15 protein-coding genes are annotated in these 15,370 nt (G+C 56.7%); 9 read left to right on the top strand and 6 right to left on the bottom strand.

All coding sequences use genetic code 11. The annotated features are described in order from the left end of the window. Positions 1 to 59 precede the first annotated feature (59 nt). Positions 60 to 575, bottom strand: a complete 516-nt coding sequence (locus tag ACEE43_RS08140; protein ID WP_449107171.1) for an N-acetyltransferase family protein — start codon at positions 573 to 575, stop codon at positions 60 to 62. A 354-nt stretch (positions 576 to 929) separates the two neighbouring features. On the opposite strand from ACEE43_RS08140, the gene ACEE43_RS08135 reads away from it, so the two are divergent. The 5 genes from ACEE43_RS08135 (at position 930) to ACEE43_RS08115 (ending at position 5,969) form a co-directional block, all read left to right on the top strand. Further along, positions 930 to 1,748: a ParA family protein gene (locus ACEE43_RS08135; protein WP_449122321.1), complete on the top strand. Its 819-nt coding sequence runs from the start codon at positions 930 to 932 to the stop codon at positions 1,746 to 1,748. A gap of 199 nt (positions 1,749 to 1,947) precedes the next feature. Further along, positions 1,948 to 3,057 carry a ParB/RepB/Spo0J family partition protein gene (locus tag ACEE43_RS08130; protein WP_449107169.1) on the top strand — a complete coding sequence of 370 codons (1,110 nt, stop codon included), beginning with the start codon at positions 1,948 to 1,950 and terminating at the stop codon, positions 3,055 to 3,057. A gap of 908 nt (positions 3,058 to 3,965) precedes the next feature. Continuing rightward, complete coding sequence (locus ACEE43_RS08125; RefSeq protein ID WP_449107168.1) at positions 3,966 to 4,244, top strand: hypothetical protein; 279 nt, start codon at positions 3,966 to 3,968, stop codon at positions 4,242 to 4,244. A 97-nt stretch (positions 4,245 to 4,341) separates the two neighbouring features. Continuing rightward, positions 4,342 to 5,127, top strand: coding sequence for a helix-turn-helix domain-containing protein (locus ACEE43_RS08120; RefSeq protein ID WP_449107167.1), 786 nt, complete (start codon positions 4,342 to 4,344; stop codon positions 5,125 to 5,127). A 182-nt stretch (positions 5,128 to 5,309) separates the two neighbouring features. Next, positions 5,310 to 5,969 carry a hypothetical protein gene (locus tag ACEE43_RS08115; protein WP_449107166.1) on the top strand — a complete coding sequence of 220 codons (660 nt, stop codon included), beginning with the start codon at positions 5,310 to 5,312 and terminating at the stop codon, positions 5,967 to 5,969. A 143-nt stretch (positions 5,970 to 6,112) separates the two neighbouring features. On the opposite strand, the gene trxA is transcribed toward ACEE43_RS08115, so the two are convergent. The 5 genes from trxA to ACEE43_RS08090 all read right to left on the bottom strand — a co-directional run bounded on the left by trxA (position 6,113) and on the right by ACEE43_RS08090 (position 11,120). Then, positions 6,113 to 6,433, bottom strand: coding sequence for a thioredoxin (gene trxA / locus ACEE43_RS08110; protein WP_185173759.1), 321 nt, complete (start codon positions 6,431 to 6,433; stop codon positions 6,113 to 6,115). A 35-nt stretch (positions 6,434 to 6,468) separates the two neighbouring features. Beyond that, positions 6,469 to 7,503: a thioredoxin-disulfide reductase gene (gene trxB, locus ACEE43_RS08105; RefSeq protein WP_449107165.1), complete on the bottom strand. Its 1,035-nt coding sequence runs from the start codon at positions 7,501 to 7,503 to the stop codon at positions 6,469 to 6,471. 94 nt (positions 7,504 to 7,597) lie between these two features. Beyond that, complete coding sequence (locus tag ACEE43_RS08100; protein WP_449107164.1) at positions 7,598 to 8,860, bottom strand: serine/threonine protein kinase; 1,263 nt, start codon at positions 8,858 to 8,860, stop codon at positions 7,598 to 7,600. A 49-nt stretch (positions 8,861 to 8,909) separates the two neighbouring features. Then, positions 8,910 to 10,592 (bottom strand): murein biosynthesis integral membrane protein MurJ, encoded by a 1,683-nt coding sequence (gene murJ / locus ACEE43_RS08095; RefSeq protein WP_449107163.1) that lies wholly within the window; start codon positions 10,590 to 10,592, stop codon positions 8,910 to 8,912. A 24-nt stretch (positions 10,593 to 10,616) separates the two neighbouring features. After that, on the bottom strand, positions 10,617 to 11,120 hold the full coding sequence (locus tag ACEE43_RS08090) for an NUDIX domain-containing protein (protein ID WP_237197713.1): 504 nt from the start codon (positions 11,118 to 11,120) through the stop codon (positions 10,617 to 10,619). A gap of 92 nt (positions 11,121 to 11,212) precedes the next feature. Here ACEE43_RS08090 and ACEE43_RS08085 point away from each other — a divergent pair, with 92 nt between their 5' ends. From ACEE43_RS08085 to ACEE43_RS08070, 4 genes are all read left to right on the top strand, one after another. Then, positions 11,213 to 12,619 carry a CCA tRNA nucleotidyltransferase gene (locus ACEE43_RS08085; RefSeq protein ID WP_449107162.1) on the top strand — a complete coding sequence of 469 codons (1,407 nt, stop codon included), beginning with the start codon at positions 11,213 to 11,215 and terminating at the stop codon, positions 12,617 to 12,619. 65 nt (positions 12,620 to 12,684) lie between these two features. Next, positions 12,685 to 13,263 carry a helix-turn-helix domain-containing protein gene (locus ACEE43_RS08080; protein ID WP_449107161.1) on the top strand — a complete coding sequence of 193 codons (579 nt, stop codon included), beginning with the start codon at positions 12,685 to 12,687 and terminating at the stop codon, positions 13,261 to 13,263. A gap of 119 nt (positions 13,264 to 13,382) precedes the next feature. Beyond that, positions 13,383 to 14,393: an ABC transporter ATP-binding protein gene (locus ACEE43_RS08075; protein WP_449107160.1), complete on the top strand. Its 1,011-nt coding sequence runs from the start codon at positions 13,383 to 13,385 to the stop codon at positions 14,391 to 14,393. 2 nt (positions 14,394 to 14,395) lie between these two features. Continuing rightward, the gene (locus ACEE43_RS08070) at positions 14,396 to 15,280 is read left to right on the top strand and encodes a hypothetical protein (protein ID WP_449107159.1); all 885 of its coding nucleotides are present in this window, start codon (positions 14,396 to 14,398) and stop codon (positions 15,278 to 15,280) included. Positions 15,281 to 15,370: the final 90 nt, after the last annotated feature.

Raw genomic sequence — 15,370 nt, 5'->3', positions numbered from 1 at the left:
CCCGAGGACGGCACAGCCCGGCTCCCCTTTCAAGGGGAGCCGGGCTTTTTCTTATGGGCCTAGCGGGGGTCCCTTCTGAAGATGAACTCAAAGTCCCGGGTGCTGCCGACCTCGAAGTAGTAGTCGCCCACCCGTTTAAAGCCGTAGCGGCTATAGAGGCGCTGAGCCCCATAGTTTTCAGACCAGACACCCAGCCAGAGGGTGCGCTGTGGCTTGTCCTTGAGAAGCCACTGGAGGGCCTTTTCAAGGAGCTGGGAGCCTAGACCCTGCCCCTGGTGCTCAGAACGCACGTAGAGCCGCCTGATCTCTCCATCAGTGCTTTTGAGCTCTGGGTGGGGGAGATGGGCGGAGGACGCTACTATGTAGCCGATGAGGTTGCCGCCCTGCTCCGCTACCCAGATGCCGTAGTCGGGGCTGGCGATATCACGCGCATATCCCGCTTCTGTGTAGGCCTCGGCTAGATAGGTGGCTAGGTCTTCTGGTGGGTAGTAGGTAAAGGTTTCAGAGAAGGTTTCTGCTGAAAGGACGGCCAGGTTGGCGGCGTCTTCTGGGCGGGCTGGTCGAATGATGGTCATGGTTGGTGATTATAGAACTGGAGCAGTGTTTCACGTGAAACGTGGGGAAATATTTATTTAAACAACCTATAAATAGTGTTTAATATTTAGTGATTCAGACGGCCGGGTGTAAGCAGGTAACCTTAGATGAGCGAGACCATCACACCTACCGAGGGAGCACAGCCGGTGTCTACTATCTCCAATATTCCCGATTTTGGGTTACCACCTGAACCTCAGGACGCCTCCGCAAAGCCCGACCGCGGCTCACATGTTTCACGTGAAACACGTGAAAAGCTAGAGCGTGCTGACCTTGCGTCCGCCCAGAATAACCCCATCAGCCAACAGGCCCGCTCTGCCAAGCAACAGTTTGAAGCGCTGGCAAGTGAGACTCTCAGCCGCCCCCATGAGACTCGTATCTTTACTATCTCCAACCAGAAGGGTGGGGTCGGTAAGACCTCAACCGCTGTCAATCTAGCTGCCGCTCTCGCCCTCAAGGGCATGAATGTTTTAGTGATCGACAATGACCCCCAGGGCAACGCATCTACTGCCCTAGGCATTGAGCACGGGGTAGAGGTTCCTTCAACCTACGATGTTCTGATTGACGATAAGCCCCTGGCAGATATTGTGCAGCCCTGCCCAGATATCGAGAACCTTTGGTGCGCCCCTGCCAACATCGATCTAGCGGGTGCTGAAATCGAGCTGGTCTCTATGGTGGCCCGAGAGACGCGATTGAAGACCGCTGTATCTGATTACGCGGCAGCCCGCGAAGCAGCCGGCCTTCCCCGCCTGGACTATATCTTCATTGACTGCCCACCCTCCCTGGGATTGCTCACCATCAACGCTTTCTGTGCTGCTCGTGAAGTACTGATTCCTATTCAGTGTGAGTACTACGCCCTGGAAGGGCTGAGCCAGCTGCTGAAGAATATCGGCATGATTCAAAAGCACCTCAATTCAGAGCTGCACATTAGCACCATCTTGCTCACCATGTACGACGGCCGTACCAACCTTTCATCCCAGGTCGCTGACGAAGTGCGGGAGCACTTCCCAGATCAGGTGCTCGATACCGCTATTCCCCGGTCTGTGCGCATCTCTGAAGCCCCCAGCTATCAACAAACGGTGATGAGCTATGACCCTATCTCACCCGGCGCTGTGGCTTATTTGAAAGCCGCCATGGAGATGGCAAAAAGGGCATAAACACAGTATCAAAGATGTTTTAGCAAATATTTACAGAAAGCCCCAGCGGACTCGCAGTGAGCGTGAGCCTGCTGGGGCTCTCGGATAAGCTCAGCGAGAATAGCGGCGCCTTGTGTTTACACAGGGCGCCGTTGGTCTACGCAGCGCAGTTGACTCCACTAGACTTGGGTGGAGAAAACTTTTGAGCACGGAGGTCAATGTGGCAGAGAAAAAACGCGGTCTAGGTCGGGGTCTGGGAGCCCTCATTCCGGAGAGCGCTAAGCCCCCGGTGGAGCAGAAAAACACCGAGTCGGTAGAGAGCGAACAGCTAGATCTGGGTCTAGGTGTAGAGACTCCTGCCCCCGCCCAGAAGAGCGTTTCACGTGAAACATCAAAGAAGAAGCGGGCAGACATGGGAGCTGCCCTGCGCACCGCAACCGGTTCCCGGCGTCCTGTCGATTTCTTCTTCGGCGACGAAACCGCTGCAGCAGGAGACGGCCTTGTGCCTGTTCCTGGCGCTGATTTTGCGACCCTCAACGTCACCGATATTCACCCCAACCGTAAGCAGCCTCGTACCGACTTTGACGAGCACGATATGCAGGAGCTGGTGCACTCTATTAAAGAAATCGGCGTACTCCAGCCGATTGTTGTGCGCCCCAGCCGGGAGGACGGCGCTGAAAAGTACGAGCTCATCATGGGTGAGCGCCGCTGGCGCGCTACCCAGCGGGCGGGCCTGACCACCATTCCTGCGATTATTCGTGAGACTCAGGACGAAGACCTGCTGCGGGATGCCCTGCTGGAGAACCTCCACCGTTCACAGCTCAACCCCATAGAAGAAGCTGCCGCCTACCAGCAGCTTCTGGAAGAGTTTGGAACCACCCAGGAACAGCTGGCCCAACGCATTGGTCGCTCTCGCCCGCAGATTTCAAATACTATCCGCCTGCTGAAACTGCCTGCCCTGGTTCAGCGCCGGGTTGCTGCCGGTACCATTTCTTCGGGTCATGCCCGTGCCCTGCTGGGGCTGAAAAAGGCCGCTGATATTGAGACTCTGGCCCAGAAAATCGTCAATGAGGGTCTGTCTGTGCGAGCTGTTGAAGAGCTCGTGTCAGCTGGTAGCTCTGCTGCCCCCGAGCGTGCTCAGAAGACCACTAAGGTGCAGGACCACTCAGAACGTCTGGATTATCTGGCCGATGCTTTGGCCGACAAACTGGATACCAACGTCAAAATTAATCTGGGAGCTCGTAAGGGCAAGATGACCATCGAGTTCGCCTCGGTGGACGACCTCAATCGAATTCTTGACATCATTGATCCCAAGCTCAAGAAAAAGTAGGGGATCGGTCAGTTTGGGTTGGCTGGCCTGCCCGTGAGACCTGAAAGCGGTACCTGTTCGAAGCGCAGGTACCGCTTCTTTATGTTTCACGTGAAACATGACGTATATGGGTGCCCCTGAGCGGAAATCTAGGTTTTTTGGGCTTGTGGGGAGGTGAAAAAGCGCTGTACGGCCGTCTGAGGGCCTTAAAGAGGGTGTAACTTACTTGGATGCCGGTTAAGTCGCGTTAGGCGCTGAGAGTGGCTTCTAGAGCTCCAATTTTTTGCTGCTAGAGCGCAAAACCGTATGAATTCTTTGTTGCGTTGCATTCAGCAGATCTTTGCCTGGCCCCTGCTGGTAGGGGGTTCTCATCTTCTGCTTCCCGGTGAAATGTCTGTGAGGGCGTGAAATGTGGGCGTAAAGAAGTGGTGATGTGAATACCGCATGTTTTACACTGGGTGTATCACAAGGAGGTGGTGATCGTGAATTTTTTTCTATGAATTTATTGCCTGGTTTGGTGTTTTTATTATTTACGGCTTACTGTTTTTTGCCTTTGTTGCCGTTGTGCGCCGTGTGGTTATTAAAGAAAATCCTAAAGCGAGAAATTCTAAAAATAAATCTGTCGCTAGTGAGGGTGATATATCTTCTGGTAATAAATCGACGCTGGGTGATGCTTTAGCCCAGCCCCTGGAATTATATGGTTCTTCTTTTGCTCCCGGCCGATCTGCTGGATATGAAGCATCTCAGAAAAGCGGACGCGAGAGCTCATTAATCTATGACCCCGGTAAAGACCCTCTAGAATCATAAAAACAACCTTAAAGAATCAAGTTTGTTTAAATTGAAAGGTCATTCCTCCGTTTCACGTGAAACAGAACCTGATTCATATACTCAGTCATCACTGACTTTCAACTGAAAATAGAGATTGGAATATGTCGAATAAATTATTTTTTGCAGCCCTTCTTATATGGATATGTGCTGTAGGCGCTGAATTGTTTATTTTCTCGCAAACGTTTACCTCGTGCCCAACTAATCTTGATTCCATTTATGGTGAAGCAGGTTTTTCAGTTATTCCTTTAGGGTACACCTGCACATGGGAGAATCTCCCTGAGGGTGCGGTAGTAAAAAGTTATCCATCTCTATCAACCCTGCTGGCACCGCTGGTGCTTTTATTGTGGGGATTTAGTCTTCTTGGAAAGAAAATAAAATAAGATTCTTGTGAAACGAATGGAGTGATATTTCAAAATATGTGTTGCGTGCGTGCACCGTCTGTTGCATGTATGCAACAGATATTTTAGGGTGGGGCATGTGGATATATCTGAACTCATTAGTGAAGCAGTCAAACAGCCTACCCAAACAGCTCGAAAAGCCGGTATAGCTCGCTCAACCTTGCTCCGCATAACCCAAGAAAAAACGGAGCCCACACCCGCGACCTTGCGTGAAATAGCACTAGCTCATGGGTATGATCTCAGCTGCTCCATCAGGCCAGCCTCAGACCCCTGGGCTGTTACTGCAGCTCGTTATCTTCTCGACCCTACCCTGCCAGAAAACCTGCCTCAAACTCGTCCAGAAGTAGCCCAATGGTTAACTCGCTATGAGCGGTGGGAAATTATCCCCACCACCCCAGAAGCTCCCCTTGACCCTGAAAAAATTGCTGAAAAAATCGCTCCTTACGGAAACCTGGCCCAGCGGCAGGGAGTGCGTTTCTATGCGCCAGCTCCTTCGATGTCACCAGCCGAACTTGCCTTGCGTGTAGCTTCAGCAGGAGATCAAAGCAAAGCCTCCTGGGCTCTTTCTGGTGCCCCCCTTGCCTCGCACCTTTTGGGGAAGCAAGCTGTTTTGGCTCCCATTGTTCTCTGGGTAGCAGAAAACCTTGAACTAGCAGCTCAGAATCTTTCTCTAAACCTGGCCGAAGCCACAAATTTTCAACCTGCAGGAATTGTTCTAGCGCAGGCTGAAACCTATGAGCTCGAAGGAGCCACTTATGAAGGAGGCATAAACCTAGTTTCCCCCGTCCAAGGCATACTTGACCTGCACTCTCTTAGCTTTGGAGCATTAGCCCGCCAGATAACAAGCCAGTGGGGTGAAAACTAACCATGAGTCTCCCTCCTCGCCGCATACATTGGGGCAACGGTAACCCTTCAGGCAGCCCTTTACAGCCGTCCCAACCTGAAGGATTTATAGCTCCCCAAGATGAGCGGCACACGACAGGACGCATTTTTTGGAACGGCCCTATAGATACTTCCTCTATCTTGCCTAGTGAGCCTGGGCGAGCTGTGGCACGTTTTAAACACAATTTGAACGAGCTGATTTGGAATACTGCAGCCTTAGAAGGAAATGCTTTCACTCTGCCAGAAGTCATTACCCTGCTCGATGGAGTAACGGTGGGCGGGAAAAGCATTGAAGATGAGGAGCAAATTTTTGCCTTGAGTGAGGGCTACAACTTCGTTGCAGAGCATGTTGAGTCCGGAACATTTGAACTAACCAGGGAGTTCTCCAATCAGGTTCATGCCCTTGTTGCCCGGCATGAAGCTATCGAGAGCGGGCTTTTTCGAGGTCAGGGAATTGTGACCGGCGGAGGAAATGTGCGCCTCTCTCAAGGTGGCGTCATTGACGGCGATGATCACGGTGAGAACGGGGAAAAACTTCTAGCAGACTACGCAAACCTCCTGGCTGCCTTAAGCCAGATAGAAGACCCTCGGGAGCGGTCCCTTGCCTACTTTTGTTCCGCAGTGCGATCTCAGTTCTATTTTGATGGAAACAAACGTACCGCCCGATTGATGATGGCAGGAGAGCTAATGTCGCATGGCTTTGACGCCATCAATATTCCCTTTGCTCGACGGCTAGAGTTCAACCAGGCGCTTGACACCCTCTTCACTCGCGATAATGCAACACAGCTCATGCGTTTTCTCGTATCCTGCGCGCTTCGTCCCTAGTTATCAGGCGGTCAATCTGCTGAGTTTCACGTGAAACACTCCGACCCTCTTCTGATGTCTCTGGCAGTCATCTGTGGCCACAAACAAGCCCCTCAGCAGGAAGCTGAGGGGCTTGTCAGGGGCGTCTAGAGAAGAAGCAGAGCCTACTTGAGGAACTCCGCGAACTCCTGCTCCAGGGCAGCCTTGGGCTTAGCGCCGACGGTCTGCTTGGCAACCTCGCCGTCCTTGAAAACATAGATAGCGGGGATAGAGGTAATACCGTATTTCATTGCGGTGGCGGGGTTGTTCTCAACGTCGAGCTTGAGTACCTTGACCTTGTCGCCGTACTCTTCACCGAGCTGGTCGATGATAGGGCCGACCATGCGGCAGGGGCCGCACCATTCAGCCCAGAAATCGACGATGACGGGCTTGTCTGACTTCAGAACCTCGTCAGCAAAAGTAGCGTCAGTAACCTGCTGTGCCATGATAAATAACCTTTCGTAGAGGGGGTAGAGGAGGCTTAGAGGGCCTCGAGGTAGTGCTGGGCATCCAGGGCTGCGACGCAGCCTGAACCGGCTGCTGTGATGGCCTGGCGGTAGGTGGGGTCGATGACGTCGCCTGCGGCAAAGACACCCGGGATAGAGGTACGAGAAGAACGGCCCTCAACGGCGATCGTGCCGGCTTCGGTCAGGTCCAGCTGGCCCTGAACCAGGGAGGTACGGGGGTCTGAGCCGATAGCAACGAATACACCCTCAACATCCAGGGAGGTTTCCTCACCGGTCTTTACATTCGACAGGGTCAGGCCGGAGACCTTCTCGCCACCGTCGATAGTCTTAACAACCGAATCCCAGATGACCTCAATCTTCTCGTGGGCCAGAGCTCGCTGAGCCATAATCTCTGAGGCGCGGAAAGAATCGCGGCGGTGAACTAGGTAAACCTTCGAGGCAAAAGAGGTCAGGAAAAGGGCCTCTTCGAGGGCGGAGTCGCCACCGCCAATAACAGCCAGGGCCTTCTCCTTGAAGAAGAAGCCGTCGCAGGTTGCACACCAGGAGACGCCGTGGCCAGAAAGGCGGGCTTCGCCATCCACGCCCAGCTTGCGGTACTCAGAACCGGTGGAGATGATAACGGTCTTGGCCAGATGAACTGACCCGTCGGTCAGAATAACCTTCTTAACATCGCCCTCCAGCTCAACCTCGGCAACGTCCTCGTAGCGGATATCCGCACCAAAACGCTCGGCCTGGGCACCGATGTTGGTCATCAGCTCTGGGCCCTGAATGCCGTTAATGAAGCCGGGGAAGTTCTCGACCTCGGTGGTGGTCATCAGGTCACCACCGGGGGAGATAGAAGAAGCAAAAAGGACGGGCTTGAGATTGGCCCGTGCGGTGTAAATAGCGGCGGTGTAGCCCGAGGGGCCTGAGCCCACGATGATGACGTTGTGGACGGTCTGGTCGCCGCTCTCGGCGGTGGCGTCGGGGGCAGTGGTAGTGGCTGCTCCTGCCAGGTTGATGCCGGCAGCAGCGCCGCCGAAGAGGCCTCCGAGTGCGTTGTCGGTCATTGTTCTCCTTGGTGTTGGTTTGGTGCGCTATGGGTATGGAACGGCGGGTGGGTGGGGTTTATTCCCAACCCACCCGCCGGCGGTAGGTGTACTGTTACTTGACGGAAATTTCTGCCAGTCGCAGGCCGTAGACGTAGCCCGATACGATGGGCTGGCTCAGCTGCGGTGCGCTGGTGAACTGGACGATGATGTATTCGGTCTTGCCGTCCTGGGCGTCCTTGTTGAGCTGGACGGTGGTGTCGCCGGTGGCTGCGAAGCTACCGGAGCCGATTTCGGTGGCTCCTTCAATGGAGGCTGAGTCGTTGGCATAGATGGTGAAAGCGCCACCCACACCTGACACCTGGTTGATGGTGATGCTGTTGACGGTGGTTGCCTCATCGAGCTTGGCTGAGAGATAGAAGGAATCGGTCAGCCCACCGAAGTTCGCTGAGCCAAAGGCCAGGGAGAGCCAGGTGGTGGAGGCATTGCCATCGGTCAGGTTGTCCAGCAGGGAATCGCTTTCAGCCATGAGGGTGGGAGCGGACGGTACCGTGCGGGTGAAGGTGCCCTCAATCTTGGGGGTGGGCAGGGAGGTTTCGCTGGGGGTTGCTGAGGCGGACGCGCTCGCTGAGGCGCTTGCCGAGGCACTGGCTGGTGCGGTGGCTACGGCGGTGCCGTTGGCGTCGAGTACCTGCTTTGAGGCGTCAGAATCTACCATGCCGCCGAGGCTGGCAAAGACGGCTCCGGCGCCGATAACGAGCAGCAGGACGGCCGCGATACCAACGACCCACATGCCACCGTTGCGTTCGGTGGGTTCGTCCCCCTCGTAGTAGCCCTCTTCTTCGGCGTCGTATTCTTCGAACTCGTCGGCGGGTTCTTCTTCTACGGTGGAGAGGTTACGGGTGGCAGAGATGGAGGTTGCACCCGCTACCGCTGCGGCACCTGCTGCCGCGCCGGCGTCCTGGCCCTGGCCAGCGGGCTTTTCTTTAGCCACCACGTAGGTATTGGGGGCGGTCATGGAACCGGTATCACCAAAGATTTCCTCGCCGAATTCTTCAGCGGAGTTGCTGCCGCCCTCGGTCAGGAGCACATCGAGCAGGGTGTCAGGGCGGGAATGAGAGGTGATTAGGTAGGTGCGCTCGCTGTGGTTGCCCAGGTCGAGCACCTGCACAGCGGAACGGGAAAGCGCGCTGGAATTGCGGGCATTGGCGACCAATAGACGGCTGTGGTCGGGGGCTGCCACAACGATGGAGACCTTGCGGTTAAGTACCGTATCAAGGCCCTCAAGCACGGTGTCGCCGCTGGCTGTGTCGAGCAGGTGCGCGGTGACTTTGTAGCGATCTCCCAGCAGGGTGTTGAGGGGAATCTGCTGTGTCAAGTGGGGCCTCCCGTTGCGAATGGGTGAGTGATTGGTTAGGTTACTGAGTTTACCCTTTGTGGCGGACAGTGGGGCGGTGCATACCGAGTTTCGCCATAATCGGGTTCATCAGGGTATCGAGCTCGCGTACGCGGAAGAGCATAAGCATGGCGTAGTAGGCAACCGCCATGACGATACCGCCTGTAAGGACGGTGATGAAGGCGCTCCCTCGTGAGGCCCAGGCGAAGCCGTCGAAGGTGTAGCCACCCAGTAGGTAGAGGGCGGCGGCACCGGCTAGACCTGCGCCGATGGATGCGAAGGAGACGCGGGCGTGGGTTGAGACGAGTTCACGCACCCCGTAGTCGCCGAGGCGGCGGGCAAGGACGCGGTGGCTTAGATAGACCGCCAGCACGTTCTGCAGGGCGTAGGTGAGGGCCAGGCCATAGATGGTGTATTGGGGAGCCAGCTGAGAGGCGGTGAAGCCCATGGCGACAATAACAACCGCTGAGATGAGCTGGATGTAGAAGGGTGTTCTGGCGTCTTCTTGGGAGTAGAAGACGCGACCCATCATGAAGGCGATGGTGAGGAAGGGGCCGCCCAGGGCTATGACGGCGATGGTCTGGCCAATCACTGCGCCTGCTTGCTGGGAGCCGCCGCCGAAGATCATGCCGATGGGCCCGGCGAAGACGATGAGGGCTACAGCGCAGAAGATGGTGGCGATAGATGCGGTACGCAGGCCGGACGAGAGTGCGGCGGCTACCGAGCTATGGTCGTCGTCCTGCGAGGCGGCTGACATGCGGTTGAAGAGCACCGTGGCGATGGAGAGGCCAATGACGCCGTGGGGCAGGGAGTAGAGCATAGATGAGTAGTTCAGGGCCTGCACACCGGGAATTTGCACGCCCATGGCGAGGAAGTCCTCGCGGGCGCCGATTACACCGGCTGCGACCTTGGTGAGGTACATGAAAGCCAGGTTAGAGATTGCACCGGTAGCTAGCGTCCATCCTGCTAGGTTTGCTGCTGTGCCCAGGCCGATGCCTCGCCAACCAAATTTCGGGCGCAGCTTCAGACCCACCTTACGCAGGGGGATAAAGAGAATGAGGGCCTGCAGGGCTACACCCAGGGTCGCTGAACCTGCCAGCACCAGGGTCTGGGCAGACGTCCAGCTCTCTAGGTTATGGAAGGGCGGGTTGGTGGTGACGTCCTGGGGGCCGAAAGAAACGATGAAGACAACCAGGGCGGCAATAGCTACCACATTGTTGAGGACGGGAGCCCACATGTACCAGCCAAAGGCACCGCGGGCGTTGAGCACCTGGCCTAGGACCGTGTAGAGGCCGTAGAAGAAAATCTGGGGCAGGCACCAGAGGGCGAAAATCCAGCCGAAATGCTGTTGCTCGGGCGTCCACTTGCTGCCCATCACCGCAATAATGGGCCAGGAGAAGAGCAGGACGACCGCGGTTACTGCCGCGATACCGCTGACCGCCAGCGTTACCAGACGCGAGACGTAGTCGGAGCCGCCGTCATCGTGCTTGGCAGCCTTGATGATTTGAGGCACCAGGACGGCGTTAAAAATACCGCCAGCTACCAGCACATAAATCAGGTTGGGCAGGGTGTTAGCGGTTTCAAAAATATCGCCCACGGTAGTGGTGGCACCGAGAGCAACAGTAATCAGGAAGGTTTTGACGAAGCCCAGAACCCTCGAAACGAGCGTACCAGCGGCCATAATTGCGCTGGATAAAGCACCGGAACGTGCCACGGGAATCCTTATCTACTCAGTCAGCTAGGAGAGCTGGTGAATGATGTACTCACGGGCAATCTCAGCGATGCGCCGCTCATTGGGGAAGGAGAGTTTACGCCCCAAATCATCGATGTTGACCCAGGCGACATCAACCGCCTCATGGTCGGGGTCGTTCTCGGTGGTTAGCTCGCCACCGGTTGCAGAGAACAAGAAGTGGTGAACCGTCTTATGCACGCGGTGCCCGGACACATTGAACCAGTAGTCGATGGATCCCAGCGAAGTAATCACGTCGCCAGAAATACCGGTTTCTTCTTCAATTTCACGGGCCGCAGCTGCCGCCTTGGACTCGTCCCCCTCGGGATGGCCCTTGGGTAGGCACCATTCCAGGCGCCCGCCGCGGTTGATGCGGGCGATGATAGCAACGGGCAGGTTGCGGTCGTCAAAGTTGACGATGACGCCGCCTGCAGAGACCTCCTCAACCGTGGGCATGGCAGCAACGGGCGTGAAAGCCCGCCTCTTCGGTGCCCGGGGAATAGGAAAAGTCATGTCTCTACCTTAACCGATATATCGGGGCTATGTTTTAAAAGTTGAGGGTGTAAGTGGTAACTTGTGCGGTTTGCTGGCACGATTGAAGGGTTATGGCGCATGTTTTTGATACCTCCCTCATCCACCCGGTAGCACGTGAAGCGGGCGAGCTCTTTGCCCGCGCGGGCTTTGAATTAGCCCTGGTGGGCGGGCCCGTCCGTGACCTGTTTTTGGGGGAAACCTCGGTAGATTTGGACTTCACTACCAACGCCACTCCCGATGAAACCCTGGCTGTGGTGGACGGCTGGGCCGACGCTACCTGGGAGATCGGCAAGGAGTACGGCACCATCGGCATCCGCAAGGGTAATGAGATGGTTGAAATCACCACCTACCGTGCTGAAAAGTACGACCCTGATTCCCGTAAGCCGGTTGTTGCCTTCGGTACAGATTTGAAGGAAGACCTCTTCCGCCGCGACTTCACCATCAACTCTATGGCCCTGCGCCTGCCCTCCCTTGAACTGGTTGACCCCTTTGGGGGTCAGGAGGACCTACAGAAGGGCATTATTCGTACCCCCGGCACCCCACAGGCGTCCTTTTCTGACGACCCGCTGCGCATGATGCGCGCCGCCCGCTTCGCATCCCGCCTGGATATTGACCTGGCCCCCGAGGTTTTTGAGGCCATGGTCGATATGGCCGACCGTATTCAGATTATTTCGGCTGAGCGCGTGCGCGATGAGCTGGTCAAGCTCATCTGCGGTACCGCCCCCCGCCGCGGCGTTGACCTGCTTGTGGAGTCGGGACTGGCGTCCTTTGTCCTACCCGAAATCCCGGCCCTGAAGCTGGAGACCGACGAGCACCACCGCCACAAGGACGTCTACCAGCACTCCCTGACCGTCATGGAACAGGCTGCCGCCCTCGAAACCGGTGCAGACGGCGCTGTGCCCGGCCCCGACTTCATCCTGCGCTTTGCCGCCCTCATGCACGATATTGGCAAGCCCGCCACCCGCAAGTTCGAGAGCAACGGGGCTGTGAGCTTCCTGCACCACGACGTGGTGGGGGCTAAGCTCACCAAGAAGCGCATGCGCGAGCTGCGCTTCGATAACGACACCATCAAGGCCGTTGCCCGCCTGGTAGAGCTTCACATGCGCTTCTACGGCTACGGGGACGCCGGCTGGTCGGACTCTGCGGTGCGCCGCTACGTACGCGATGCCGGGGACCTGCTGGAGCGCCTGCACCGGCTGACCCGGGCGGACGTCACCACCCGCAACAAGCGCAAGGCCAACCGCATTGCGTCCGCCTACGACGACCTGGAGCGCCGCATCGCAGAGCTGGCCGAGCAGGAGGAACTGGACGCTATCCGCCCTGATTTGGACGGCGAAGAAATCATGGCGATTCTGGGTATCAAGCCCGGCCCGCAGGTGGGACAGGCCTACAAGTTCCTGCTCAACCTGCGCCTGGACGAAGGCGCCCTGGGCAAGGAAAAAGCAACGGCCCGCCTGTTGGAGTGGAGCAAAAAGTAAGGCCAGAAACCTGAGTATAAGCATATAGCCTTATATATAAATATATAAGGCTATATGCTTATCTTATGTTTGTTCTGACTGTTGACCAGGTGGGCTCATCCGGTGATAAGGATCGAATCCCCGACCTCTTTACCCTTGTCGAAGGGCTAGAGGGTAGCGGTGCCCCAGTCCGTCCATTCCAGCGCACCGCAGGCGACGAAGCCCAAGCGGTGTTCGACGACCCAGCTGCTGCGCTTGTAACCGCTCTTGCCCTGGTGCGTACCGGTCACTGGTACGTGGGCATAGGGGAAGGCCCGGTAAATGCCCCGCTACCTGCAGAAACTCGGGCAGGGGCCGGGCCCGCTTTTGAGTACGCCCGTAGGGCGGTTGAGCGGGCTAAAAAAGCAAAAGGACGCTGCTGCTTCGCTGGGTCTGTAGCGTCAGCTCAGCTGGTTGATAGAGCCCTGAGCCTGCTCGCCCGTCTTGAAATAGACCGGCAAGAAACCCGCCAGCAGGCAGGAGAAATGGCTCGTCAGGGGTTGTCTCAGAAGCAGATAGCTGAAAAACTTGGGATAAGTCAGTCTGCCGTGAGCCAGCGGCTCAGTGAGGGCTACTGGTCTGAAACACGAGCCCTGATAGATGAACTGGTAGAGATCCTGCGGTAGTCCATATATCTGCTTCATTCCTAAGGTGTATGAAGAACTCATCCCGTAGACTGATGTTTTCTTTAGCCTGACCCCCTAGTGTTAAAAGTGAAACAGTCACACATATCAAGGGGAGACCCATGCTCGAGGTCAAAAACCTCACCAAGAAATACGGCCCTAAAACCGCCGTCAACAACATCAGTTTTACCGTGCCCAACGGCAAAGTCACCGGCTTCCTCGGCCCCAACGGGGCAGGCAAGTCCACCACCATGCGAATGCTCGTGGGACTCGAAAACCCCACCTCAGGCAAGGCCCTCGTCGACGGCCAACCCTACCGCTCCCTCAAAAGCCCCCTGACCTCCGTCGGTGCCCTGCTCGACGCCAAGGCCATGCACCCCGGACGCTCCGGAGTAGCCCACCTGCGCTCCCTGGCCCTCACCCACGGAATCCCCAAGAAACGCGTCGACGAAGTCATCGAGATGACCGGCCTGGCTGCCGTCTCCAAGAAAAAAGTCAAGGGCTTCTCCCTCGGCATGGGCCAGCGCATGGGTATCGCCGCCGCCCTGCTCGGCGACCCCCAAAACATCATCCTGGACGAACCCGTCAACGGCCTCGACCCCGAAGGCGTCATCTGGGTCCGCAACCTGGCCCGCCACCTGGCCTCAGAGGGCCGCGCCGTCCTCATCTCCTCCCACCTCATGAGCGAAATGGCCCAAACCGCCGACGACCTCATCGTCATCGGACGCGGCCGGGTCCTGGCTAACTGCTCCATGGAAGAGTTCCTCGCCATCGGCGACTCCAATAAGGTCCTGGTCCGCACCGACGCCCGCGACGCCTTCGCAGCGACCCTCACCGGGGCAGGCTACAGCTTCACCCCCGTCGACACCGACGGCCTCATGGTTGAGCAGGCTGACGCCCGCGCCCTGGCCCAGCTGGCTGCCCGCACTGACGTCCTGCTCCACGAGCTGACCCCCCAAAAGTCCACCCTTGAACAGGTCTACATGAACATGACCCGCGACGAGGTCGAATACCACTCAGCCGAGTTCACCCCCTCCACCGGCCAGGACGGCGCCACCCCGGCGCTCGCAGGCCCTGCAAGTGGCCCTGCAGCCCCCTGGACCCAGACTTCAACCGACGCTAAGGAGAACTAATCATGACTGCTACCCTTTCTGCTCCTGCGTCAGCCTCCCAGTTCGCTGGGCGCAAGCTCTCTTTCCTGGGGGTTATGCGGTCTGAGGCCCTGAAGTTCCGTACCCTGACCACTAACTGGGTGATGACCCTGGTGTTGGCTGTGGTGATGGTGGGTATGGCCCCCCTCTATTCCCAGGTGCTGAACTCTATGATGGACAGCCCGGAGCTCATGGCCCAGGCTGAGCAGGGTATGGCGTCCACTAATGCCGGTGTTGAAAGTATTGCCAATATGGCATATGCCCTGGGTGTTTCGGGTATTGATATGGCAAATATGCTGATTGCTTCAATTGCTGCGGTCTTCATCGGGTCTGAATATGCCACGCGGTCTATTCATACCTCTATGACCGTTGTGCCTCGTCGCAGCACCCTCTACCTGGCAAAAATCCTGGTCATTTCCCTCTATGCTTTCGTCATCGGCTTTGCCCTGGCTGCGATTGCTTTCTGGGTTGGCTACCCGGTGCTGGATGAGTCTATCCGTGAGGCGCTGGAGATGAATTCCGGTTTGCTGATGAACTGGGTCGCCGCAGGTATTTACTTCATGTTTATGTCCTGGATGGGCTTTGGCTTTGGTGCCCTCTTCCGCAATAACGCCGGCGGTATTGTGCTGGTGGTTTTCCTGCTTCTGATTCTGCCCATTATTGCCAGTATTTTTATGGGTCAGTTTGAGTGGGTGGCGGATGCCTTCAACTACCTGCCGTCAGGTCTGGGCCGGGTTATTTTGACCTATAACCTGAGTGAAGATGCCGACTTAGGCTACCTGGAAGGTGGCGCCTGGTTTGCCCTCTGGGCCGCTGTGCCCGCCCTGCTGGGCTACCTGCGGTTTACTCTCACCGATACCCGCGGCTAAAACTAGCTAGTTCTTGACTGGCATGGGTGGTGACTTCTTCTCAAGGGGAAAGAAGTCACCACCCTTATTGTTTGGCTTTACAATAGAGCC

This window comes from Rothia sp. 11254D007BW (genome assembly GCF_053548195.1).
The sequence above is the reverse complement of the archived record's forward strand: the minus strand, read 5'-3'. Positions and strand labels throughout refer to the sequence as shown.